Source organism: Streptomyces rugosispiralis, assembly GCF_024505145.1.
Taxonomy (GTDB): domain Bacteria; phylum Actinomycetota; class Actinomycetes; order Streptomycetales; family Streptomycetaceae; genus Streptomyces; species Streptomyces rugosispiralis.
Window position 1 is genome coordinate 372,858 of the sequence record NZ_JANIAA010000004.1, and the last position, 22,011, is coordinate 394,868.

At 71.5% G+C, this 22,011-nt stretch carries 20 protein-coding genes; 4 read left to right on the top strand and 16 right to left on the bottom strand.

Going from position 1 to position 22,011, the window contains the following annotated elements:
- Nucleotides 1-14 precede the first annotated feature (14 nt).
- Both NP777_RS10225 and polX read right to left on the bottom strand, forming a co-directional pair.
- Nucleotides 15-779, bottom strand: coding sequence for a uracil-DNA glycosylase (locus NP777_RS10225; RefSeq protein WP_256649772.1), 765 nt, complete (start codon nt 777-779; stop codon nt 15-17).
- Entirely contained in the window at nt 776-2,521 is a 1,746-nt protein-coding gene (gene polX, locus NP777_RS10230) for a DNA polymerase/3'-5' exonuclease PolX (RefSeq protein ID WP_256649773.1), read from the bottom strand. The genes NP777_RS10225 and polX overlap by 4 nt, the downstream gene beginning before the upstream one ends.
- A 131-nt stretch (nt 2,522-2,652) precedes the next feature.
- On the opposite strand from polX, the gene NP777_RS10235 reads away from it, so the two are divergent.
- The 3 genes from NP777_RS10235 (at nt 2,653) to NP777_RS10245 (ending at nt 7,093) form a co-directional block, all read left to right on the top strand.
- Nucleotides 2,653-3,807 carry a baeRF2 domain-containing protein gene (locus tag NP777_RS10235; RefSeq protein WP_256649774.1) on the top strand — a complete coding sequence of 385 codons (1,155 nt, stop codon included), beginning with the start codon at nt 2,653-2,655 and terminating at the stop codon, nt 3,805-3,807.
- A gap of 214 nt (nt 3,808-4,021) precedes the next feature.
- Nucleotides 4,022-6,787 carry a glycoside hydrolase family 2 protein gene (locus NP777_RS10240; protein WP_256649775.1) on the top strand — a complete coding sequence of 922 codons (2,766 nt, stop codon included), beginning with the start codon at nt 4,022-4,024 and terminating at the stop codon, nt 6,785-6,787.
- Nucleotides 6,788-6,934: 147 nt separating this feature from the next.
- Nucleotides 6,935-7,093: a hypothetical protein gene (locus NP777_RS10245; protein ID WP_198276654.1), complete on the top strand. Its 159-nt coding sequence runs from the start codon at nt 6,935-6,937 to the stop codon at nt 7,091-7,093.
- Between the two features lie 98 nt (nt 7,094-7,191).
- Here the strand turns inward: NP777_RS10245 and NP777_RS10250 are convergent, their stop codons facing one another.
- Nucleotides 7,192-7,908 carry an HdeD family acid-resistance protein gene (locus NP777_RS10250; protein WP_256649776.1) on the bottom strand — a complete coding sequence of 239 codons (717 nt, stop codon included), beginning with the start codon at nt 7,906-7,908 and terminating at the stop codon, nt 7,192-7,194.
- A 149-nt stretch (nt 7,909-8,057) separates the two neighbouring features.
- Between NP777_RS10250 and NP777_RS10255 the strand changes: the two genes are divergently transcribed.
- Entirely contained in the window at nt 8,058-8,435 is a 378-nt protein-coding gene (locus tag NP777_RS10255) for a DUF2267 domain-containing protein (RefSeq protein ID WP_256649777.1), read from the top strand.
- 20 nt (nt 8,436-8,455) lie between these two features.
- Here the strand turns inward: NP777_RS10255 and NP777_RS10260 are convergent, their stop codons facing one another.
- The 13 genes from NP777_RS10260 to NP777_RS10320 all read right to left on the bottom strand — a co-directional run bounded on the left by NP777_RS10260 (nt 8,456) and on the right by NP777_RS10320 (nt 21,815).
- Nucleotides 8,456-8,887 carry a TIGR03668 family PPOX class F420-dependent oxidoreductase gene (locus tag NP777_RS10260; RefSeq protein ID WP_256649778.1) on the bottom strand — a complete coding sequence of 144 codons (432 nt, stop codon included), beginning with the start codon at nt 8,885-8,887 and terminating at the stop codon, nt 8,456-8,458.
- A 16-nt stretch (nt 8,888-8,903) separates the two neighbouring features.
- Complete coding sequence (locus NP777_RS10265; protein WP_256649779.1) at nt 8,904-9,731, bottom strand: LLM class F420-dependent oxidoreductase; 828 nt, start codon at nt 9,729-9,731, stop codon at nt 8,904-8,906.
- A 141-nt stretch (nt 9,732-9,872) separates the two neighbouring features.
- The gene (locus NP777_RS10270; RefSeq protein ID WP_256649780.1) at nt 9,873-10,514 is read right to left on the bottom strand and encodes a C39 family peptidase; all 642 of its coding nucleotides are present in this window, start codon (nt 10,512-10,514) and stop codon (nt 9,873-9,875) included.
- Nucleotides 10,515-10,582: 68 nt separating this feature from the next.
- Complete coding sequence (locus NP777_RS10275; RefSeq protein WP_256649781.1) at nt 10,583-11,422, bottom strand: SDR family oxidoreductase; 840 nt, start codon at nt 11,420-11,422, stop codon at nt 10,583-10,585.
- 139 nt (nt 11,423-11,561) lie between these two features.
- Entirely contained in the window at nt 11,562-12,380 is an 819-nt protein-coding gene (locus NP777_RS10280) for a SigB/SigF/SigG family RNA polymerase sigma factor (protein ID WP_391858476.1), read from the bottom strand.
- Between the two features lie 259 nt (nt 12,381-12,639).
- Nucleotides 12,640-13,560 carry an AEC family transporter gene (locus tag NP777_RS10285; RefSeq protein WP_256649782.1) on the bottom strand — a complete coding sequence of 307 codons (921 nt, stop codon included), beginning with the start codon at nt 13,558-13,560 and terminating at the stop codon, nt 12,640-12,642.
- A gap of 193 nt (nt 13,561-13,753) precedes the next feature.
- Nucleotides 13,754-16,036 carry a beta-glucosidase BglX gene (gene bglX / locus NP777_RS10290; RefSeq protein ID WP_256649783.1) on the bottom strand — a complete coding sequence of 761 codons (2,283 nt, stop codon included), beginning with the start codon at nt 16,034-16,036 and terminating at the stop codon, nt 13,754-13,756.
- Between the two features lie 213 nt (nt 16,037-16,249).
- Complete coding sequence (locus NP777_RS10295; protein WP_256649784.1) at nt 16,250-16,930, bottom strand: GntR family transcriptional regulator; 681 nt, start codon at nt 16,928-16,930, stop codon at nt 16,250-16,252.
- 160 nt (nt 16,931-17,090) lie between these two features.
- Nucleotides 17,091-18,578, bottom strand: a complete 1,488-nt coding sequence (locus tag NP777_RS10300) for an aldehyde dehydrogenase (protein WP_256649785.1) — start codon at nt 18,576-18,578, stop codon at nt 17,091-17,093.
- The gene (locus NP777_RS10305) at nt 18,575-19,450 is read right to left on the bottom strand and encodes an alpha/beta fold hydrolase (RefSeq protein ID WP_256649786.1); all 876 of its coding nucleotides are present in this window, start codon (nt 19,448-19,450) and stop codon (nt 18,575-18,577) included. Before NP777_RS10305 ends, NP777_RS10300 begins: the two co-directional genes overlap by 4 nt.
- Before the next feature lie 76 nt (nt 19,451-19,526).
- Nucleotides 19,527-20,078, bottom strand: a complete 552-nt coding sequence (locus NP777_RS10310) for an amino acid synthesis family protein (RefSeq protein ID WP_256649787.1) — start codon at nt 20,076-20,078, stop codon at nt 19,527-19,529.
- Nucleotides 20,075-20,683, bottom strand: coding sequence for an amino acid synthesis family protein (locus NP777_RS10315; RefSeq protein WP_044580908.1), 609 nt, complete (start codon nt 20,681-20,683; stop codon nt 20,075-20,077). The genes NP777_RS10310 and NP777_RS10315 overlap by 4 nt, the downstream gene beginning before the upstream one ends.
- A complete protein-coding gene (locus tag NP777_RS10320) occupies nt 20,676-21,815 on the bottom strand; it encodes an LLM class flavin-dependent oxidoreductase (protein ID WP_256649788.1) in 1,140 nt (379 codons plus the stop codon). Before NP777_RS10320 ends, NP777_RS10315 begins: the two co-directional genes overlap by 8 nt.
- Nucleotides 21,816-22,011 lie beyond the last annotated feature (196 nt).

The following is a 22,011-nucleotide window of genomic DNA, read 5'->3' on the forward strand; positions in this document are numbered from 1 at the left end:
GAGAGCCTCCGGCCCTAACCGGAGACCGGAACCCCCGCCGCCTCCGCCGCCGCGCCGAGCACCTCGCGCAGCATGGCCGGGGTGAGCCGTCCGGTGAAGGTGTTCTGCTGGCTCACGTGGTAGCAGCCGAAGAGCGTGAGCGGCGGCCCGTCGTCGGCCGCCCGCAGCGTGGCCCGCGCGCCGTGTCCGAACACCGGCCGGGGCCGGGGCACGACCCATCCGGCCGCCTCCAGGGCGGGCAGCACGGCCTGCCAGCCGAACGCGCCGAGCACCACCGCGGTCCGCAGCGTCGGCCGCAGCAGCCGCAGCTCCCGGGCCAGCCACGAGCGGCAGGTGTCCCGCTCCTCGGGGGTGGGGCGGTTGGCGGGCGGGGCGCAGTGCACCGGCGAGGTGATCCTGACCCCGGACAGCTCCAGACCGTCGCCGCGGTGGGTGGCGGTCGGCCGGCTGGCCAGCCCCAGGTCGTACAGCGCCGCGTACAGGAAGTCCCCGGCTCGGTCGCCGGTGAACATCCGGCCCGTGCGGTTCCCCCCGTGGGCGGCCGGTGCGAGTCCCACGATCGCCACCCCGGCGTCCGGTGGCCCGAACCCGGGCACCGGCCGCCCCCAGTACTCCCAGTCGGCGTAGGCCCGGCGCTTGGTGCGGGCGGTCTCCTCCCGCCACTGGACCAGCCGGGGGCAGGCACGGCAGTCGACGACCCGTGCGTCCAGCTCGGCGAGGGTCTCGGCGCCGGGGGCCTGACGGGCGGGGTAGGAGCGGTCGGTTTCGGAAGTGGTCATGTTGGGGGCTGGTGCCCCGTGTCCTTGCGCAGAAAACGCCGTAGCCGGGTGAGCGACCAGGTGTTGATGACATCGTCCGGGGTCAGCCAGCCCCGCTGGGCCATGCCCACCCCGTACCGCATGTTGTCCAGATCCCGGGTCGAGTGGGCGTCGCTGTCCAGCGCGAACACCACCCCGTGCGACTTGGCCCGCAGGATGTTGTCGTCCGACAGATCGAGCCGGTCCGGATGTGCGTTGATCTCCAGCGCGGTGCCGGTGCGGGCGCAGGCGGCGAACACCTCGTCCAGGTCGGCGTCGATACCGGGCCGTTTGCCGATCAGCCGGGTGGTCGGATGGCCGATGACATGGACGTACGGGTTCTCGCAGGCCCGCACCAGCCGCCGGGTCATGGCCTTGCGGTCCAGGCCGAACTGGGTGTGCACCGAGGCCACGCACAGATCGAAGTCCTCGAGGAAGCCGGGCGGCCAGTCCACGTCCCCGTCGACGTCGATGTTCAGCTCCACGCCGTGCAGCAGCCGGGTGTCCCCGCGGCCGCGCCCCCGGTCGAGTGCGCGCACCCGCTCCCGCTGGGCCAGCATCTTCTCCTCGGTCATCTGCTGCATATACAGCTTGGGCGCGTGATCGGTGATGGCGTAGTACGCGTAGCCGCGCCGCTCCGCCTTGGCGATCATGTCCTCGAGCGATTCCAGCCCGTCGGTGAGGTTGGTGTGGGTGTGCAGATCGCCCCGCAGATCGGACTCCTCGACCAGCCGGGGGAGTTGCCCATCGAGGGCCGCCTTGACCTCGCCCCGGTCCTCGCGCAGCGTCGGCGGGATCCAGTCCATGCCGAGCCGGGCGTAGACGTCCTCCTCGCTCCGCGACGCGATGGTCTTGCCGCTCTTGGTCTCGAAGAGGCCGTACTCGGAGAGCTTGAGGCCATGGCGCACCGCGATCGCGCGGATGCGGATGTTGTGCGCCTTGGAGCCGGTGAAGTAGAGCAGTCCGGCGCCCCAGGAGTCCAGCGGCAGGACCCGCAGATCCACCTGGAGCCCCTTCGTGGTGCGGATCGACGTCTTCTTCTGGCCGTGGGCGATCACCTCGGAGGTGAGCGGCAGCCGGGTGAACGCCGCCATGAACGGGCCGGATTCCTCCGCCGCCACCAGGATGTCCACATCGCCCACGGTCTCCCTCATCCGGCGCAGCGACCCGGCGTACGCGCACCGCCGGCAGCCGGGCACCTTGGACAGGGCGGAGACGATGTCATCGGCCACGTCCATCGCCTCGTCGAGCGGGATGCGGTTGCCCGCGGCACGCATCAGCCCGATGCCGTGCAGGATGTTCTCCTCGGACTTCGGCCCGAAGCCCTTGAGGTCGCGCAACTGGTGGTCCTCGATGGCCTGGGCCAGCTGGTCGATCGAGGAGATCTCCAGCTCCTCGTAGAGGAGCATGGCCTTCTTCGGCCCGAGCGCCGGGATGGCGGTCAGCTCCCGCACCCCGGCCGGGATCGCGGCGCGTGCCTCCTCGACGGCGGGCATGGTCCCGGTGTGCAGATACTCGACCACCTTGTCGGCGATCGACCGGCCCACATTGGGGATGTCCCGCAGCGCCTTCGCGTCGAACTGCGAGATGTCGGCCGCATGGCCGCCGATCGCTCGGGCGGCCTTCTCGTACGCACGCGCCCGGTACGCGTCCCCGCCCGTGATCAGGAGCAGATCGGCGTACTCGCGCAGGAGGGCTTCGACCTCCTCGTTGGAGCGAGCCATGAGAGCGATTTTAGTCGGCTCTGGCGATCCCGGTGAGGTGGAGGGATCCTGGTGTCAGGAGCGAAACGGCGATCCGCGCGAGTCGGGTCGACCGGTTTCTGCCGTGTGTTTCCCCGGGTTTGGGGGAGGTCATGGACGTTGGATTCCTGAAGCCGTTGTTCGACCGCCCCGGTCCATGGGCGGGCGTGTACATGGACACTTCCCGCAGCACGGAGGACGCGCCCAGGCGGCGCAGGCTGCGGGAGCGGTTCGTGGCGGATCAGCTGACCGGCCAGGGCGCCGACCGCGCCACCTGTGACGCGGTGGTCGAGCGGCTGGCCGGTGAGCAATGGGCCATGGCGTCCGCGGGACGGGCGCTGTTCGCCACGGACGGCGAGGTGGTGCTCGACCTGCCGCTGGCCACGTCCCCGATCGATGTGGTGACGTCCTGGTCGATGCTGCCGAGAGTGGCGCCGCTGGCCGCGTTCCGCGGTGAGTGGCCGGCCTGTCTGGTGGCCTTCGTCAACCAGGCGGGGGCCGATCTGGAGCTGCGGGACGACACCGGTACCCGCCCGGCGGGCCGCGCCGCGGGCCGGAGAGCGCATGGCCGCGGCCACCGGTCGATGCCCGCCGACCGCTACGAGTGGCACTACCGCAACCGGATCGGGAACACCTGGGAGCAGACCGCCGACCGCGTGGCCGACGAGCTGATGCGGCAGTGGACGGACGGCGAGGCCGATCTGCTGATCCTGGCCGGTGATCCGCGCGAGCGCCGGGCCGTACGCGACCGGCTGCCCGAGCCGCTGCGGGCCAGGACGGAGGAGACCCGCCACGGCAGCCGCGCCGCCGGCTGCTCCGAGCTGCTGAACGCGGAGATCGACCACGCCAGGGCGGAGTACGCCCGCGCGCATCTGGAGACGGTCCTCGACCTGTTCCGCGCCGGGCGCGGCCGCCCCGGCGGACCGGCCCTGGGCGGACATGACGGCACCGGGCCGCCGAGCAGCGGGGCGGCGGAGGGCGTACCGGCGGTGGTGGAGGCCATGCGCCGCCACCAGGCGGCCACGCTGCTGCTGGGGCACGCGGGCGGCGATATGCGCCATGAGGTGTGGATCGGGCCTGACGCCGATCAGGTGGCCGTACAGCGCTCCCAGGCGCGTGCCATGGGCGTCAGAACACCCGAGCCCGCCCGCGCGGACGACGCGCTGATGCGGTCCGCGACGGTGGCCGACACGGAGGTGCTGGTGGTGCCCGAGGGGCTCCAGGGACCGGCCGGGGGCCTGGGCGCGGTGCTGCGCTGGCACGCCTGAACGAACCGCGGGGACCAGGCGCGGAGCGTCAGCGCTCCGCGCCCGGACGCGCATGACGGCGGCGTCGCGCCTCACCGGGCCGCACCGCACCGTGCGCCCGGACGGGCCATTTCCCGGTGGGGCTGGTTGACATGGCTCGCTCAGCTCTCTACGGTCCGTTGGTTGTTAGGAAACCTACTTAACCAATGCTCTGCCTGCCCCCAGGGAGACATCCGTGGTCCTCCGTCCGGCACCACTCCGGCGGCGGGCGCGAGCCCGCGTCCGACGCGCTCTGACCGCCTCGCTCGCCGTCGGCGGCCTGCTCCTCACCGTCTCCCTCACCACGGGCGCCGCGCCCCCGCGCGGCGGACCGGCGGCGGGCGGCCCGACCCCGGTGACCCGGGTGGGCGCGGCCCCCGGCACCGCGACCCCGCTCGCGGGCTTCGCCACGCAGTCCTCGGCCAAGGTGTCCGACACCCCCGAGGCCATCTCCACCCCCGGCTACCCCGCGACCGGCTGGCACCCGGTCGGGCCCCGGTCGACGGTCCTCGCCGGGCTGCTCGCGGACGGCACGTACCCGGATCCGTTCTACTCGACCAACCTCAAGAAGATCCCCGCGGCCGACTTCACCGTCCCCTGGTGGTACCGGGGCGACTTCACCGTGGCCGACCCCTCCCGCCGCACCTATCTGGACGTCAGCGGTGTGGTGTCCGCCGCCGATGTGTATGTCAACGGCGTCCAGGTGGCCACCGAGGACCGGATCGCCGGCGCGTACACCCGGCATGAGCTGGACGTCACCGACCTGGTCAGGGAAGGCACCAACACGGTGGCGTTCCGGGTCCAGCCCAACGACCCGCGCAAGAACCTCACGATGGGCTGGATCGACTGGCTGCAGCCCCCGCCCGACGAGAACATGGGCATCGTCCGCGATGTGCTGGTACGCCGCGGCGGCCCGGTGGCCCTGCGCGACGCGCATGTGACGACCCGGCTGGACACCGAATCGCTCGCCTCCGCCGAACTCACCGTCAAGGCGCGGGTCCGCAACGACTCCGCCTCGCCGGTCACCGCCACGGTCTCCGGCACGGCCGGCCCCGCGGCCATCAGCCGCACGGTGTCGCTCGCCCCGCACGAGACCAAGGCCGTCGCCTTCACCCCCGCCGACTTCCCCCAGCTGCGCCTGGACCGGCCCAGGGTGTGGTGGCCCGCCGGGATGGGCGACCAGCCGCTGTACGACCTCGACCTCACCGCCACCGTCTCGGGTACCCCCTCCGACACCGCCCACCACAGCTTCGGCATCCGTGACGTCAAGGCGCCGCTCAACGCCGACGGCGCCCGCCGGTACCGCGTCAACGGACGCCCGCTGCTGATCAAGGCGGGCGGCTGGTCCCCCGATGTGTTTCTGCGCTGGGACGCCCGCTCGGTGGAGGACCGGCTGAAGTACACCCTCGACCTGGGGCTGAACACCGTCCGCCTCGAAGGTCATATCGAGCCGGACGAGTTCTTCGACCTCGCCGACCGCCACGGCGTTCTGACCCTCCCCGGCTGGGAGTGCTGCGACAAGTGGGAGGGCCAGGTCAACGGCGATGAGACGGGGGAGAAGTGGACCCCCGCCGACTACCCGGTCGCCAAGGACTCGATGGCCGCCGAGGCCGCGCGGCTGCGCGACCACCCCAGCGTCATCTCCTTCCTCATCGGCAGCGACTTCGCCCCCGACGCCACCATCGAGAAGAACTACCTCGATGCCCTCGAGGCGGCGGACTGGCCGAACCCGGTGATCCCCGCCGCCTCCGCCAAGTCCTCCCCGAGCCTCGGGAAGTCCGGTATGAAGATGACCGGCCCCTACGACTGGGTGCCGCCGGACTACTGGTACGCCAAGCGGGAGGGCGGCGCCACCGGCTTCAACTCCGAGACCAGCGCCGGACCCGACATCCCCACCCTGGACACGCTCCGCCGCATGATGTCCCCGAGCGAACTGGAGACCCTGTGGCGGGACCCGTCGGCCAAGCAGTACCACCGCTCCCCGTCCGCCACCTTCGGCGACCTCAAGCTGTTCGACAACGCGCTGATCGGCCGCTACGGAAAGCCGACCGGGCTGACGGACTACGTGCGCAAGGCGGGGCTGGCGCGGTACGAGGCGGTGCGCGCCCAGTTCGAGGCGTACGCGCGCAACTTCTCCGACGCCTCCCGGCCCGCCACCGGTGTCGTCCACTGGATGCTGAACAGTGGCTGGACCTCGCTCCACTGGCAGCTCTTCGACCGCTACCTGGACCAGGGCGGGGCCTACTACGGCGCCAAGAAGGCCAATGAGCCGCTGCACATCCAGTACTCCTACGACTCCCGCTCGGTGGTCGTGGTCAACGGCGAGCACACCGCCGCCACCGGTCTCACCGCCCGGGTCAGCCTCTACACCCCCGACGGCACCCGGAAGTTCGACACGAGCGCCACCGGTCTCCGGGTGCCGGGCGACGGTGGCAAGGCCACCGCGCTCACCGTCCCGGCCGAGGTGAGCGGGGTGTCCGGCGCCTATCTGGTCAAGCTCCAGCTCACCGATGGCGCGGGCAAGGAGGTCAGCCGCAATGTGTACTGGCTCTCCACCGAGAAGGACGTGCTCGACTGGGACAACACCGACTGGTACTACACCCCCACCACCTCATACGCGGATCTGACCGGGCTCGACGACATGGCCGAGGCGCCGGTGTCCGCCACCGCCACCACGACCGGCGGACCGGACTCCACCGCCACCACGACCGTCACCCTGCGCAACACCGGGAGCGGCCGCACACCGGCGCTGCTCGTGGACGCCCATCTGGTGAACGGCTCGGGCAAGCCGGTCCTGCCCGTTCGCTGGTCGGACAACGAGGTGAGCCTGTGGCCGGGCGAGTCGGTGACGCTCACCGCCACCTATCGCACCGCGGACCTGGGCGGTTCGGCCCCCTCGGTGCGGATCTCGGGCTGGAACACCGCCACCCGCACCGTCCCCGCGGCCGCCAAACCCCGCTGAGCGGCCATGTCCTGAAATCGTGTCGAAAGGAATTTTTTCGGCGAGTCCGATGCATGGAGCAAGTTCACACTTTTGTATGCTTTCTCCAGCGCGTCGTTCCCTAGTGTCGGACAGTCACTGTCCGTACGCTCACGAAAGGGGCTCCATATGCACACCATGGAGGTTCGCCCGCCGGTACCCAGCCGTTCCAGCAGCAGATGGCGGCGATACGGCCGACTCGCCGCCGCCAACTTCGTCCGGGGTGCCTCGTATGCGTCCGGCACCGCGGCCATCGGTCTGATGGCGTGGTGGGTGCAGACCCGCTGACCCGCCCCACGCCATCGCCACGTCCCGAGCCGGAGCCCCTGACCCTGATCGTCCGCGGTCCGCCGCGACGGCCACTCACGGCCGTCGCGGCGGCCGGACTACGCCTGTGGATGCGGCTGCGAGCGGAAGCGGGGGAAGTGCGCCCCCCGGTGCTCGGCGCGGGGAGCGCCGGGTCCGCCGAGACTGCTGCGCAACTGGATGCCGTGCATGATCTCGATGATGCCCAGCGCGAGCAGCCAGATACCGGCCACCACGGTGAGCGCCGTGATCGAGCCGAAGGGCGCCACGATCAGGATGATCCCGCCCAGGATGGTGAGCGCACCGAGGAACAGCTGCCAGCCCCGGGCGGGCATGCCCTCACCGGAGACCGCCATGGCGGTCATCATCACGCCCCGGATCAGCCAGGCGAAGCCGATCCACAGCGCGAGCAGCAGAATCGACTGGGCCGGTCCCCGGAAGCAGAGCAGTCCCAGCAGCACGCTCAGCGCGCCGGTGACGAAACTCAGCACCCGCAGCTGCCTCGGGACATGCGAACCGAAGGCCCCGGCCAGTTGGAAGATCCCGCTGATCAGCAGATACGCGCCGAACAGGACGCCGATGACGACCAGGGAGGGACCCGGCCACGCCAGCACCATGATGCCGAGCGCGATCGCCACCAGACCCGCGGTCACCAGGACCTGCCAGGTGGTGTTGGACAGCATGTTCTGCATCGTGGCGTAGGGGTTGCCCTCATCGGAGGGCCGCTCTCCCGGCCGGCCGTAGGGTTCCTCTCGTGGCTGCCCGGCACCATGCGGACTGTCGGAGGGGTAAGTCATGGTCGTCCACCTCCTCGGGGGGACAGGATGGCCGTAGCCCACAGATCCATCGTCCCTCCGTGCCGGTTCCAGCGCCTCGCGGGCGGTGGAACCGCATGGCAAGGTGGTGGTGAGGCCGTGTCCTGGTGCGTGTCATAGGGAGGCCCGACATGGACGACCGGGAGTTCTTCCAGACGGTGGCGGACCGCACCCAGCTCTCACGGCAGGAGGCGGCCGATGTCACCCGCGCCACGCTCGAGACCCTGGCGGCCCGCCTGAGCGCGGGCGAGGCCCGCGAACTCGCCCGGGAGCTGCCCGGACACCTCCGGGAGTCCCTTCGGCGCGGGCCGGAGGAGATGGAGATCTTCGACCCCGAGGAGTCGGTCCGCAGGGTGCACGAGCGCACCGGGCTGTCCGAGCCGGAGGCCGACCGGGGTGTCCGGGCGGTCCTCGCCACGCTCCGGGAGGCCGTCTCCGCGGAGGAGTACGGCCACGCCATGTCCCAGCTGGGCGCCGAGTTCGCGAGGATGGCGGAGTCCGCGCGCTGACCCCCTCACGGGCGCCGGGTTCATCCGGCCCGCCAGCCGCTCCACCGCCCGACGGTGATCTCCACGACCGGCCCGCGCGGCGGCCGGTCCCGGTACTGGGCCGGGTAGGTGTCCACCAGCAGCCGGACATAGTCCGAGGACACCGCCGACTCCTCGGCCGGTGGCAGGACGCGGGCCGTGCCATCGGCGCGTGCCCACCACAGGTGGTCCCAGTTCTCGTCGTAGTCGTCCACCAGGAGGCATACGGCGGGGTGGGCGCGGATGTTGTCCAGGCGCTTCAGCCGGGTCGTCCGCTTCGGCTTGTGGTCGACGGCCGTCACCACCGTGTCGCCGGTCAGCGCGAAGACCACCGGCACCAGATGCGGACGGTCCTCGGCGCCGACCGTGGCCAGCCGGGCCAGCCTGGCCCGCGCGAAGCGCTCCCGCGCCCGCTCGCTCGTCAGCCGCGGCATCGCGACCCCCGGCGGCTCACTGGAACCGGGCGGCGATCCGGGCCATCGAGTCCAGCCGTGCGATCGACTCCGCCTCCGGCATCGTCGGCAGATAGAACAGTGCCCGCTCCACACCGATGCGCTGATACTCCTCGGCCACCTCGGCGTCCTCGGGCATCACGTACAGCGTCACCGGCACCTCGCGGCCGGCCACCTCGCGCATCCGCTCGATCTGCGGGCGCAGCTCCTCGGGTGATCCGCTGTTGGCCAGCCAGGCGTCGCCGACGGCGGCGATCCGCCGGAACGCGGCGTCGCCGCCACCGCCCACATAGATCGGCGGATGCGGTTGCTGGACCGGCTTGGGCCACTGGAAGACGGGGTCGAAGTTCACGAACTCCCCGTGGAACTCGGCCTTCTCCTTGGTCCACAGTTCACGGATGGCCCGCAGCCGCTCGTCCATCAGCCGGCCCCGGGTGGACGGATCCGTCCCGTGGTTCTCCATCTCCTCGCGGTTCCAGCCGGCGCCGACCCCGAAGACGGCCCGTCCGTCCGAGATCAGGTCGAGGGAGGACACTTCCTTGGCGGTGGTGATCGGGTCCCGCTGCACCAGCAGGGCGATACCGGTGCCCAGCAGCAGACGCCGGGTGGCCGTGGCGACCGCGGCCAGCGTCACGAACGGGTCGAGAGTGCGGTAGTAGACGTCCGGCAGGTCCCCGCCACCCGGATAGGGGGTACGGCGATCCACCGGGATATGGCTGTGCTCCGCGATGAAGAGCGCGTCGAAACCGCGCTCCTCCAGGGCCCGCCCCAAGGGGGCGGGCCGGATTCCCTGGTCGGTGACGAACGTGGATACGCCGAACTTCACTGCGGCTCCCTGGGACGGTGCGTGGATGAGCTACGGGAACCACATGGGTACCCGGCCGCGTGGCGACCGCAACGGTGCGCACGAGTGACACGGCCGGGCGGCGGGCGGACCGGGCGTCGGCGGATCGGGTGGCGCCGAGCCCTACGACCGGGGCTCGCCCGGACCGAGCAGGACACCGCGCTCCGCGTAGAACCGCCCGAGGTCGCCCCAGGGGACCTCGGCGAAGCGCTGGGAGCCGTCCGGGAAGCCCGATGGATTGTGCACGAGGAGATGGTCCGGGGTGGCGCCGACGGCCAGCACCAGATGGCCGCCCCGGTGCGGCGGCCGCGGGTCCAGGGTGCGGAGGGAGGGGTGGACGGACAGCATCGCGAGCCGCCCGGCCGCGAGATGTCCCGGCAGCTCCTCGGCCGGAAGCCTTGGCCGGGACTCGGCGAACAGCTCCCAGCGCCGCTGCGCGTAGTCGGCGAACGGGGCGTAGACGAGCCCGTCCACCCGGTCCGGGTGGCGCACATACGCCCCCGCCTCGACACACTCCTCGGCGAGTGTCACCGCGGGTGGCGCGGTGCCCCGCCAGTGGTCGAGCGCCATGCGCAGACACGCCATCCCGCACAGCCGCCACGACCAGAACGCGTACTCCTCCGGGCTCGCGGCCCCGGACTTCTGCCACAGCGGATCGTCGGCCGCCGACAGGGTGCCCGCGATGATGTCGGGCACCAGGCCGGGCGACTCCCACTGGGCGTAGTAGGGCACGGGGTGGATGAGGGAAACCGGGGTCTCGGGCATGCGTGCCAGTCTTCCCGAACTCCGCCCGCCGCGCCCCGGACACCGCCGGCCGCGCCCCGGCCTCCGGCTCAGCCACCCGTGGCGAAGCCCGGGAAGAGGGTCATGCCACCGTCGACGTAGAGGGTGCTGCCCACTACGTAGTCGCACAGGTCGGAGGCCAGGACGACGGCGGCGTTGGCGATGTCCAGGGGGTCGCCGACGCGGCCGTACGGGATGAGCCGCAGGAGCGAGTCGCGGGCCTCGGGGGTCTGCCAGGCGCTGCGGTTGATCGGGGTCTTGATGGCACCCGGCGCGATCGCGTTCACCCGGATCTTGTGGGGGGCGAACTCCTGGCCCAGGGTCTGCGTCAGCATCGCCACGCCGCCCTTGGAGGACGCGTAGTTCACATGGCCGCCCCAGGGGATGGTCTGGTGTACCGAGCTCATGCAGATGACCTTCCCGGCCGCCCGCGACACCTCCGGGACCACACCGCGCCGCAGGAACTCCTTGATGGCCTCCCGGGCGCACAGGAACTGGCCGGTGAGGTTGACGGAGATGACCTTCTCCCACTGCTCGAGCGTCATCTCGGTCGTGGGCGCGTCCCGCTGGAGGCCCGCGTTGGCGACCAGGATGTCGATGGTGCCCAGACGGTCGACCATGGTGGACACCATGTCGATGACCTGGTCCTCCTGGGACACATCCGCCTGATGGGCGTAGGCGCGCACACCGTGGTTCTGGATCTCGGCGACGACGGCCTCGGCGGCCGGCCGGTCGCTGGCATAGTTGACCACCACATCGGCGCCGGACCGGCCGAGCGCGATCGCGGTGGCCTTTCCGATCCCCGAGTTCGCCCCGGTCACCAGCGCCTTCTGCCCCTTGAGGAGTTCCGGGACGTGCACCGGAGGAGGACGATCGGGATTGCTGTTCACTGGCTCGGTCTCCTTCGTTGGTCCGTCACCCGCCGCCCCGACCCTCGCAGCCCGCCGGGGGAGCCGTAGCCCCCCACGGCGCCACGGTCACCCGCTGAGGCGATGCACATCGTTCCAGCGGCGCAACGCGGCGACCGGCTCAGTTGGCCTCGGCCAGCGCCTGCGCCCGCAGAGTGGAGCAGGTGCGGTTGATGAGCCGTGAGACGTGCATCTGGGAGATGCCCAGGTGCTCGGCGATCCGGCTCTGCGTCATATCGCAGAAGAAACGCATGTAGAGGATCTGCCGCTCCCGGTCGGGGAGCCGGCTGAGACCGGGGCGCACGGCCTCGCGGTCCACCACCCGATCGTACGCGGGCTCCTGGGCGCCGAGCGTGTCGGCCAGCGAGTAGCCGTCGTCAGCGCCGGTCAGCTGGGCGTCCAGGGAGAGCGGGGTGAAGCTGCCCATGGCCTCCATACCGGCGCGCACCTCCTTCTCGCTCAGCCCGGTGCGCTCGGCGATCTCCCGGGTCCGCGGCGGCCGGTCGTCCGCCCCGTGGGACAGCTCGCGGTGGGCGGCCCGCACCCGGTTGCGCAGGTCCTGGACCCGGCGGGGGACATGCAGCACCCACAGATGGTCCCGGAAGTGGCGCTTGATCTCGCCGACGATCGTGGGCACCGCGAACCCGGCGAAGGCGGTGCCGTGTTCCGGGTCGTACCGCTTGACGGCCTTCACCAGGCCCAGCGCGGCCACCTGCTGCAGATCCTCCAGGGATTCGCCGCGGTTGCGGTACTGCCGGGCCAGCCGTTCGGCCATCGGCATCCATGCCTCCACGACCCGACGGCGCAGCGCCTCCTTCTCCGGCCCGTCGGGGAGCCGGGCGATTTCCGCGAACTCGGCGCCGGTGTCCGGCGCGTCGTCATGCGGGTGCTTCGCGGGGCCGGTCTGGGGCCGTGTCATGTCCTGCGTCGCGGTCGTCACGGAACACACCTCCTGCGATGGGCTGACGGGTCACCTGGGACCGGGGGTGCATCGCGGAAGGTTCACGGGGACGTGCTGACCGGCGCGCCGCCGCGGTCTGGAGCGTCGCAGACTGCTCCCGCGGTGCGTGCCTACGGTCCGAAGCACGAATATCCGCCTGCCCTGGGCCTCCAGGGGCAAACAAAGTTCTTCCGTACCGGTTGACGGCGCGGCACATCGGTACGAACGACCGGTCCGGGTGTGCGCCGTGGGACCGGGCTCACCCCAGCAGCGCGGCCACCGTCATCAGCACCGGCGGCGCGAGCAGCGTGGACAGCAGGATCGACTCACGGGCCAGGACGGTGGCGGTCTGATACCGGGAGGCGTAGGTGAACAGGTTCTGAGCCGCCGGTAGCGCGGAGGTGACGACGGCGGCGAACAGCGCCGGACCGCTCAGCCGGAACACACCCGCCGCGATGGCCCACGCCACCACCGGCTGGGCGAAGGACTTCAGCGCCACCGACAGCAGCACCGGCCCGCGCTCCTCGCCACGGCCGGGGAGCCGACTGCCCGGCAGCGAGATCCCGAAGGCCAGCAGTACGGCGGGTACGGCCATGCCGCCCAGCAGCGAGAGCGGTTCCACGACGGGCCCGGGGACCCGCCAGCCCGCGGCGGACACCAGGACACCCGACAGCGAGCCGATCACGATGGGGTTCCGGAACGGGCTGGTCAGCCTGCGGATCAGCGAGGGGCGCAGATCGGGGCGGGAGAGGTCGATGACCGTCAGGGCGATCGGGGTCATGACGAGTTGCTGGAAGAGCAGCACCGGGGCGATCAGGGTCGTGTCGCCCAGGACGTACATCGCGATGGGGATGCCGAGATTGCCCGCGTTCACATAGCTCGCGCACAGCGCGCCGATCGTCGTCCGGCCGACGCTCCACCGCCGTACGGCGCCGACGGCCACGAACGTGCCCGCGACCACGAAGGTGGACAGGGCCGTCACCAGCAGCGGTGTGGAGACGACGACGGAGAGGTCGGCCCGGGAGAGCGTGATGAACAGCAGCGCGGGGGAGGCCACGTCGAACGAGAGCTTGGTGAGCACCTCGCGGCCGTGGTCGCCCAGGGAGCGGCGGCGCCCGATGACATAGCCGGTGACGATGATGGTCGCGATGACACCGAATCCGGTGATCACACCGCCCACTGGGCCTCCACCCCACCGTGGCCGGAGCCGCCCGTCCGGGGTGCCGCGGGGTCTCGTCCGCTCGTCGTGGTGGTCGAGGGCCAGGGCGCGGCGGTCATCAAGGGCGTCTTCCGGGTGCGTAGGGTCAGCATGCACCCTACAAGTAATCCGGCCGCCGCGCTGTGATGTCGCTGACGGGCGGGGGTATCCGGGCTCAGGTGATGGTGAGGGTGCGGCCCCGGTCGGCCAGCGAGCTGTTGCCCGCGAAGACCCGGATCTCGCCCTTCTGGAGCAGGAACCGGCCGTGCGGATCCTGGGTCCAGAAGCCCAGCTCCTCGGCGCTCAGCCGGAACCGGACCGTGGTGGCCTTCCCGGGGCCGAGGCTGACCCGGCGGAAGCCACTGAGCCTGCGCACCGGTTGCACGATGCTCGCCACCGGATCGCGGATGTACAGCTGCACCACCTCATCGCCCGTGCGGCGCCCGGTGTTGCGCACCGCCACCGCGACCTCGACGGTGTCGCCCTTGCGCAGCGCCTCGGCCCGGATGCGGCTGACGCTGAGCCGGGGTTCGCCGATGTCGAAGGTGGTGTAGCCGAGGCCGTGGCCGAAGGGGAACTGCGGTCCGTAGGCCAGGTCGAGGTACTTGGAGGTGTAGTGGTTGGCCCGGTCGTAGGGGCGCCCGGTGTTCTCGTGGTTGTAGTAGATGGGGATCTGGCCGACCGTGCGCGGGAACGTCACGGGCAGCTTGCCACTGGGGTTCACGGTGCCGAAGAGCACATCCGCGATGGCGTTGCCGCCCTCGATCCCCGGATGCCATGCCTGCAGCACGGCGGGCGTGCGGTCCAGCCAGCCCTCCATCGTCAGCGGACGTCCGCTGAGCAGCACCACCACGAACGGCGCGCCGGTGTCCGCGATCGCGGAGATCAGCCGCTCCTGATGGCCGGGCAGGCCGAGGTCGCTGCGCACGGACGCCTCCCCGCTGAGCGTCGCCGCCTCCCCGACCACCACCACGGTCACATCGGTCGCCCTGGCCGCCGAGGCCGCCCGTGCGATGCCCCGGGTGTTCCGGCCGGACGCGTCCACGCCCTCGACATGGCTGATCCGGGCCTTCGGCGCCGCGTCCTTGACCGCGTCCACCACGGTGACCGGGCGGAACTTCTCGGCCCAGGGCCCGGCCCAGGAGCCGCGCAGATCGGTGGAGTCGGCGAAGGGGCCGACGACCGCGATGGAACCCGATCTGCCCAGCGGGAGCGTGGACTTCTCGTTCTTCAGCAGCACCATGGTGCGCCCGGCCGCCGCACGGGCCGCCGCCCGGGACGCCTTCGTGGGTCCGGCGATCGCCGTCTCCTCGTCCGCGTAGGGGTGCTCGAAGAGCCCGAGCCGGAACTTCAGCCGCAGCACGCGGGCCACCGCGTCGTCCAGCCGCTCGGTGGTGATCTCACCTCTGCGCAGCAGCCGCTTGCCGTACTCGTTGATGGTGGTGCTGGCCATCTCCATGTCGATCCCGGCGTTGAAGGCGAGCCGGGCGGCGTCGGAGCGGTCGGCGGCATAGCCGTGGACGATCATTTCCTGAACGCCGTTGTAGTCGCTGACCACGAAGCCGCCGAAGTCCCACTCCTCCTTGAGGATCTCGGTGAGCGCATGCCGATAGCCGTGGGCGGGGACCCCGCTGACGGTGTTGAAGCTCGCCATCACCGTGGCCACCCCCGCGTCCAGCGCCGCCCGGAACGGGGGGAGGTACAAGTTGCGCAGCCGGGCCTCGGAGACATCCACCGTGTTGTAGTCGCGGCCGCCCTCGACACCCCCGTAGGCGATCATGTGCTTGGCGCAGGCCGCGAGGTGGCGCCGGGAGCGGAGGTCGTCGCCCTGGTAGGCGCGGGTCTTGGCGGCCGCGAGCCGCGCCGCCAGATACGGGTCCTCGCCGTCACCCTCGGCGATCCGCCCCCAGCGCGGTTCATGGGTGACGTCCATCATCGGCGAGAACGCCCAGTGCACCCCGTTGGAGCGGGCCTCCCGCGCCGACACCTCCGCGTCCCACTCGGCCACCGCGGGATCGAAGGCGGCGGCCTGGGCGAGGGGGATGGGGAAGGTGGTCCACATGCCATGGATGACATCGAGCCCGAAGACCAGCGGAATGCCCAGCCGGGACTCCTCGACGGCCATCCGCTGCAGCGTGTTGGTGGTGCGGGCCCCGTAGATGTTGAGCACGGAGCCGAGCCTGCCCCTGCGGGCCGCCCGCTCCGCGGCGGCGGTCTGCCCGCCGCCCGGCCCGGTGGCGCCGGTCCAGGCGAGCTGCTGGAGCTGGCCGAGCTTCTCGTCGACGGACATCCGCGCCATCAGGGCCTGGATCCTGGTCTCGTACGGACCGGGCTCCCGCCCCGGGCGGGGCTGGTCGGCGGCGGCGGGCGGGGTCTGGGCACGGGCGGCCGCGGCCTTGCCCGCGATGGCCGTCCCCCCGGCCGCGGCGAGCACCGTACGTCTGCGCACATCGTTCATGGTCTTCGTCCTGGTCTTCGGCGATCGGCTCTCCCCGAGCCCGGTTTCCTCAAGACCATGCCGGTCACGACCCCGCGCGGTACGTGGGCCGCCACCCGGGTCTTCTGCCAACGTACGACAGGATCGCCGTCCGGGCCCCCGGTAGGTCCGGGGCCGCGTGCGCTCATCGTGTCCGGACGGCCGCGCCCCGGCACCCACGAATGAACCGCCCGGTCAGGCCCGGCGCTCGTCCATGCCCGCCATCAGGGCCTGGTGGCTCATCCGCACATGCTCCCGCATCACCCGCTCCGCACCGTCGCCGTCCTTGGCCCGGATCAGATTGAGGACGCGATGGTGCTCGTCGTCGGACTCGTCCAGCCGACCGGGCCGGGACAGCGAGGTGCGCACCAGCCGGGCGTAGGCCAGCTGGTTCATCAGGGTGCGGTAGTGCGCCTCCAGCTTGCTGTTGTCCGCGCCGACCACGATCAGATCGTGGAACTCGTGGACCAGCGCCGCGTACTGCTCGGCGTCGCCGTCCCGGACGGCCGCGTCGGCCGCCTTCATATTGGCCTCGAGCCGATCCACTTCCGGTACGTTCCCGCGGAAGGCGAGCAGCCGGGCGGCGGCGCCCTCCAGCAGCTCCTTCATCTGGAACAGCTCGGTGAGCTCGCGCCGGGACGGTACGGCGACGAACGTGCCGACCCGTGGCCGCACCTCGACCAGGCCCTCGATCTGGAGCTGTTTGAGGGCCTCGCGGATGGGCGTCCGGCTGACGCCGAAGGTCTCGGACAGCGCCATCTCGGAGAGGCTGGAGCGGGGCGGCAGCTCACCACTGATGATCATCTGCCGCAGCTCTTCGGCGACCCTCGCCTGCATGCTGGTCTGCTGAAGCCGCTTCCCTGTGGGTCGTTGCATGGCACGTGACCCTAGGTGTGGCCATTGCCTCCCGTCAACTGCGGGAACGCAGGTGTGTTGTGCCATACAACAACCCTTCCTCGGTCCAGGGCGCCGGGGACCTCAGAACCTTCAGGAGCCCAGGGCCCAGGAGCTCAGGAAGCCCAGGCAGTCCAGGTGCTCAGGACCTCAGAATGAAGGGATCCCCGGCGGGCTCCTCGCTGGTGTTGATCCAGACGCTCTTCAGCCGGGTGTACTCCCGGATCACCTCCGTGCCGTGCTCGGTCCCCATCCCGCTGGTCTTGAACCCGGCCCGGGGCGACATCGGCGACATCGAGCGATAGGTGTTGGCCCACACCGTCCCGGCCTCCAGCCGCGCGGCCATCCGGTGCACCCGGTTCACATCCCGGGTCCACACGCCCGCCGCCAGGCCGTACGCGGAGTCGTTGGCGATCGCCAGGGCCTCCTCCTCGGAGCCGAAGGGCATGACGGTCGCGACCGGCCCGAAGATCTCCTCCTGGCAGATCCGCATCCCGTTGTCGGTGCCGGTGAAGACAGTGGGGGAGTAGAAGTACCCGTCGAGACCGGTCTCCGGCCGCCTGCCGCCGCAGACCACCTTTCCGCCCTCGGCCTGCCCCAGCTCGACATACGACTCGACCTTCTCCAGCTGCTCCGCGATGGCGAGCGGGCCGAGCTCGGTGGTCTCCGCCAGCGGATCGCCGATGCGGATCGTGGCCGCCCGCGCCGTCACCCGCTCCAGGACCTCGTCGTACACCTCCCGGTGCACCAGCACCCGGCTGCCCGCCACACAGGTCTGGCCCGCGGCCGCGAAGACGCCCGCGATCACGCCCATGGCGGCCGAGCCCAGGTCGGCGTCCGGGAAGATGATGTTGGGCGACTTCCCGCCCAGTTCCAGGGTGCAGCCGATCAGCCGGTCGGCGCAGATGCGGGCGATCCGGCGGCCGGTCCCGCTGGAGCCGGTGAAGGTCACCTTGGACACGCCGTCGTGCTCGGTCAGCGGCCCGCCCGCCTCCGGGCCGTACCCGGTGACCACATTGACCACCCCCGGCGGGAACCCCGCCTCCTCGAAGAGCGGCGCGAGCGCCAGCAGCGAGGCCGAGGTGTGCTCCGAGGGCTTGACCACCACCGTGTTCCCCGCGGCCAGGGCCGGGGCCAGCTTGGTGGTGGTGAGCAGCAGCGGGGAATTCCAGGGGGTGATGGCGCCGACCACCCCCACCGGTTCGCGCAGGGTGTAGTTGAGCAGCTCGCGGCCGGCCCCGGGGATCACCTCGCCCTGGATCTTGTCGGCGAGTCCCGCGTAGTAATAGAAGTACTCGGGCAGCCCGGCCAGCTGGGCCCGCATCTCGCGCAGCAGCTTGCCGTTGTCGAGGGTCTCGGTGCGGGCCAGCCGCTCCGCGTGCTCACCGATCAGATCGCCCAGGTTCCGCAGCAGCCGACCGCGCCGGGTCTGGCTCAGATCGCGCCAGCGCGGATCCTCGAAGGCGGTGCGGGCGGCGCCCACCGCACGGTCCACATCGGCGGCGGTGCCGCGCGCCGCCTCGTACCAGGGCTCGGCGGTGGCCGGGTTGACGCTCGCGAAGTAGCCGCCTTCGGCGGGGGCGGTCCACTCGCCCGCGATGTAGTGGTCATGGCGCGGCAGGGGGTTCATGAGCGGTGGGACTCCTGTCCGGTGGGGGCTCCGGGGTGGGTTCCGGCATGGCTTCCGTGGGTGCCGGGATGGGTTTCGGCGTGGCTTCCGTGGCTTCCGTGGCTGCCGGGGTGGCTTTCGGCGTGGCTTCCGGTCTGGGTGAGGATCACGTCGGCGAGTTCCCGGGGGCACTCCAGCGGCAGCAGATGGCGGGCGCCGGGCACGATCACCGCCCGGCCGCCGGGGATCCGCTCGGCCAGCCGGTGCGACATGGCCGGGGTCGAGCCGGGGTCCCGCTCGCCGGTCACCGCCACGGTGGGTGCGGCGATCCGCGGCAGCCACCGCCACAGCGCGGTGTCGGCGGTCCCGAACACCCGGTAACACGCCAGGTAGGAGGCCCGGTCGTTGGCCAGCAGGGTATCGAGCACCTGCCGCGCCAGCTCGGGGTCCTGGGCCCGCCAGGCGGGCGAGAACCAGCGGTCGACCGCCGCCCACGCCGCCGCCCCGAAGTCCTGGGCGGCCAGCTCCTGGCGGCGGGCCACCGCCGCCCGCTCCTCCTCCGACCGGCCCGCGACCGAGCTGACCAGGGTGAGCGAGGCGGTGAGCTCCGGCCGGTCAAGACCCAGCCGCTGGGCGACCAGGGCGCCGAGCGAGAAGCCGACCACATGCGTGGGGCCGCTCAGCAGCGCCCCCACATCGGCGGCCAGCTCGGCGAGCGACACCCCGGCCGCCGCGGCCGGGGAGGCGCCGTGGCCGCGCAGGTCGACCAGCGTCACCCGGTGCCGGGCCGCGAGGGCCGGGAGGCACCGGTCCCACATGCGGCGGTCGAGGCCGACGCCGTGCAGCAGCACCAGCTCCGGGCCGTCGCCGTGCGTTTCGTGGCTCAGCGCCACCGGGGCACCGTCCCGGGACGCCGGGACAGGCACCCGCGTGCCCGCGTCGGACCTGGCCTTGTCACTCACCGTTCGCTCACCGCTCCGTCGACAGCGGCGCCAGCCGGGCCTGGGGGCGGCCCTGGGCGGCCGCCGCGAGCCCGACGACGATCTCGTCGGCGCGTGGCCCGTCCGCCACCCGCACCTCGATGCTCTGGTGGTGCGAGCGGATGGTGGCGTCGGTGATGTGCTTGAGCGGGATGTCGAAGACCGTGCCCGCGGCGGCCCGCTTCTCCACGGCGGGGAGCAGCGTGGTGGCGTTCGCCGCGCGGCGGAAGTGGTCGCCGAACTTGAGGGTGTGGATCAGCGCGGAGCCGTGCTCGACCTCCCCGTCGAGCCCCACGATCGCGGCCTTCCCGTACGCCTCCACCGGCGCGCCCAGCGCCTCGACCACGCGCGGCGCCAGCAGCTCGCCCAGCTTCGGCGCCACCTCGTCGATCCCCGGCAGCAGATCCGCCACGAAGCCCCGACCGGCCCAGGGGTTCTCGATGACGGCGAGCACCACGGCCGTACGGGCGGGCGGGTCCACCGGGCGGCCGCCCTCGCTGTGGATGTCCTCGGTGAAGGTGATGATCTTGCGGATGTTCACGTCACGGTCTCCAGGTCGTCCAGATCGGCGAGGCGGATGAGGGGGTCGGTGGCGCGGTCCCCGATCCGGGCGTTGGGCCGGGGGCCGGACGCCCCGGCCGCGATGACGACGATCTCGTCCGGGCGGGGCGCGTCGGGGATGCGGATCTGGCAGGTCTGGTAGTGCGAGCGGGTCGCGGCCGCGGTCTTGTGCCACAGCGGCACGGTCAGCGGCTCACCGGCCGGAAGCCGGTCGTCGCTGAAGACGATGATCGAGGTGCCCTCGGTCAGCTCGCGGAAGACATTGCCGAAGAACGGGGTGTGGATCAGCGCGCCGCCGTGCTCGATCTCCCCGTCCAGGCCCACGATCGCGGCCTTGCCGAAGGACTCGATCCGGTCCACCCCGCCCAGCGCCTCGCTGATCCGGTCGGTGAGCAGCCGGGCCAGCCCCGGTGCGATCCGCTCGACCTCGGGCCCCAGGTCGGCGACGAAGCCGCCGCCGGCCCAGGGGTTGCTGATCACCGCGGCCGCCGCGACCCGGCGCACCGGCGCCGCGACCGGGCGGCCGAGCTCGAGCAGCAGCTCATCGGCGACGGTGACGACCTTGCGCAGCCGTGCCTCAGCCATGACCGCCACCGGTGGTGAACCGCGGCATGACCTTCTCGGCGAACAGCTCCAGGCTGCGCATCGCGTTGCGGTGCGGCAGACCGGGGTGGGTGGTCCACAGCAGCAGATGCTCCAGGCCCACCTCGTCCCGCAGCTCGGCGATCTTCTCCGAGACGTACTCGGGGGTGCCGACCAGCAGATTGCGCCCCTGGAGGAAGTCGAAGGACAGCTCATGGGCGTCGGTGAGCTCCTCGCCCGCCTCCATGAGGTTGGACAGCCCCCGCCAGTGCATGATCCACCGGTAGGTGGTCATCAGCGCCTCTTCGAACTCGGCGCGTGCCTGCTCCATGGTGTCGGCGACATACACGTCGCGCACCAGGCCGATGCCCTCGCCCAGCGCGTACTCGCGCCCGGACGCCTGGCTCGCGGTGTCCCGGTACAGCTCGAACCGGTCCTTGAGCGCGGAGACCGGCGGCAGCCAGAAGAGCCCCTGGACACCGTCGGCCGCGGCAGACTTGATCGAGCGGGGGCTGTCGATCACCTGCCACAGCGGAGGGTGCGGCCGCTGCAGCGGAAACGGCGTGACCTGCATCTTGGTGATGACACCGGCATCCGTGTACTCCGCCGTGGCGGGGGAGAGGGGGTGGTTCCACTTCACCCCGGGGGCGGGGAACTCGTAGAACCGGCCCTGGTGCGAGAAGAACTCGCCGCTCCACGCCTTGCGCAGCACCTCCACGGTCTCGTCGTACAGGGCGCGGTTCTGCTCCTGGTCGCGCGGATCGGCCAGGGCGTTGAGGTTGAGCGCCTCGCGGCCGTACAGCCCCCGGCCGAGGCCGACCTCGACCCGGCCCCCCGAGAGCTGGTCGAGCATCGCGATGTCCTCGGCGAGCCGCAGCGGATGCCAGAAGGTGGCGATCGAGGCCGCCTGGCCGATCCGGATGTGTTCGGTACGGGCGGCGATGTCCGCCCCCATCAGCACCGGGTTCGGGGTGATCTCGATCGCCTCGTGCCCGAAGTGGTGCTCGGTGTACCAGGTGGACCAGAAGCCCGCCCGGTCCGCGGTGACGGCGAACTCCCGGGCCTCGTCCATGACGTCGGCGTACTCGCCGAGACGGCCCGGGGCACCGAGGTTGTGGAATATCGAAAAGCGCATTCAGCGTCCGTCCTGTTCTTCCGGCTCACGCTGTGCCATGGCAGGGAGGCTAGGAGTCCATATCGGGCCCGTCAAGGGTCAACGGCAGGGAAACAACCTTGACCTGTGCCTTTGGTGAGCGCTCGGAACTTTCTCGGCTCATCTGTCCCAAGGTGTTGACAGTCGCCGATGGCCTTTCTACGGTCCTCTGCCATAC

Excerpts from the sequence above, each read along its gene's own strand:
- NP777_RS10235 (WP_256649774.1), top strand. The coding sequence starts at position 2,653 with ATGGACGTTGGATTCCTGAAGCCGTTGTTCGACCGCCCCGGTCCATGG.
- NP777_RS10270 (WP_256649780.1), bottom strand. The coding sequence starts at position 10,514 with ATGCCCGAGACCCCGGTTTCCCTCATCCACCCCGTGCCCTACTACGCC.
- NP777_RS10255 (WP_256649777.1), top strand. The coding sequence starts at position 8,058 with ATGGACGACCGGGAGTTCTTCCAGACGGTGGCGGACCGCACCCAGCTC.
- NP777_RS10250 (WP_256649776.1), bottom strand. The coding sequence starts at position 7,908 with ATGACTTACCCCTCCGACAGTCCGCATGGTGCCGGGCAGCCACGAGAG.
- bglX (WP_256649783.1), bottom strand. The coding sequence starts at position 16,036 with ATGAACGATGTGCGCAGACGTACGGTGCTCGCCGCGGCCGGGGGGACG.
- polX (WP_256649773.1), bottom strand. The coding sequence starts at position 2,521 with ATGGCTCGCTCCAACGAGGAGGTCGAAGCCCTCCTGCGCGAGTACGCC.
- NP777_RS10320 (WP_256649788.1), bottom strand. The coding sequence starts at position 21,815 with ATGCGCTTTTCGATATTCCACAACCTCGGTGCCCCGGGCCGTCTCGGC.
- NP777_RS10300 (WP_256649785.1), bottom strand. The coding sequence starts at position 18,578 with ATGAACCCCCTGCCGCGCCATGACCACTACATCGCGGGCGAGTGGACC.
- NP777_RS10260 (WP_256649778.1), bottom strand. The coding sequence starts at position 8,887 with ATGCCGCGGCTGACGAGCGAGCGGGCGCGGGAGCGCTTCGCGCGGGCC.
- NP777_RS10245 (WP_198276654.1), top strand. The coding sequence starts at position 6,935 with ATGCACACCATGGAGGTTCGCCCGCCGGTACCCAGCCGTTCCAGCAGC.
- NP777_RS10295 (WP_256649784.1), bottom strand. The coding sequence starts at position 16,930 with ATGCAACGACCCACAGGGAAGCGGCTTCAGCAGACCAGCATGCAGGCG.
- NP777_RS10315 (WP_044580908.1), bottom strand. The coding sequence starts at position 20,683 with ATGGCTGAGGCACGGCTGCGCAAGGTCGTCACCGTCGCCGATGAGCTG.
- NP777_RS10225 (WP_256649772.1), bottom strand. The coding sequence starts at position 779 with ATGACCACTTCCGAAACCGACCGCTCCTACCCCGCCCGTCAGGCCCCC.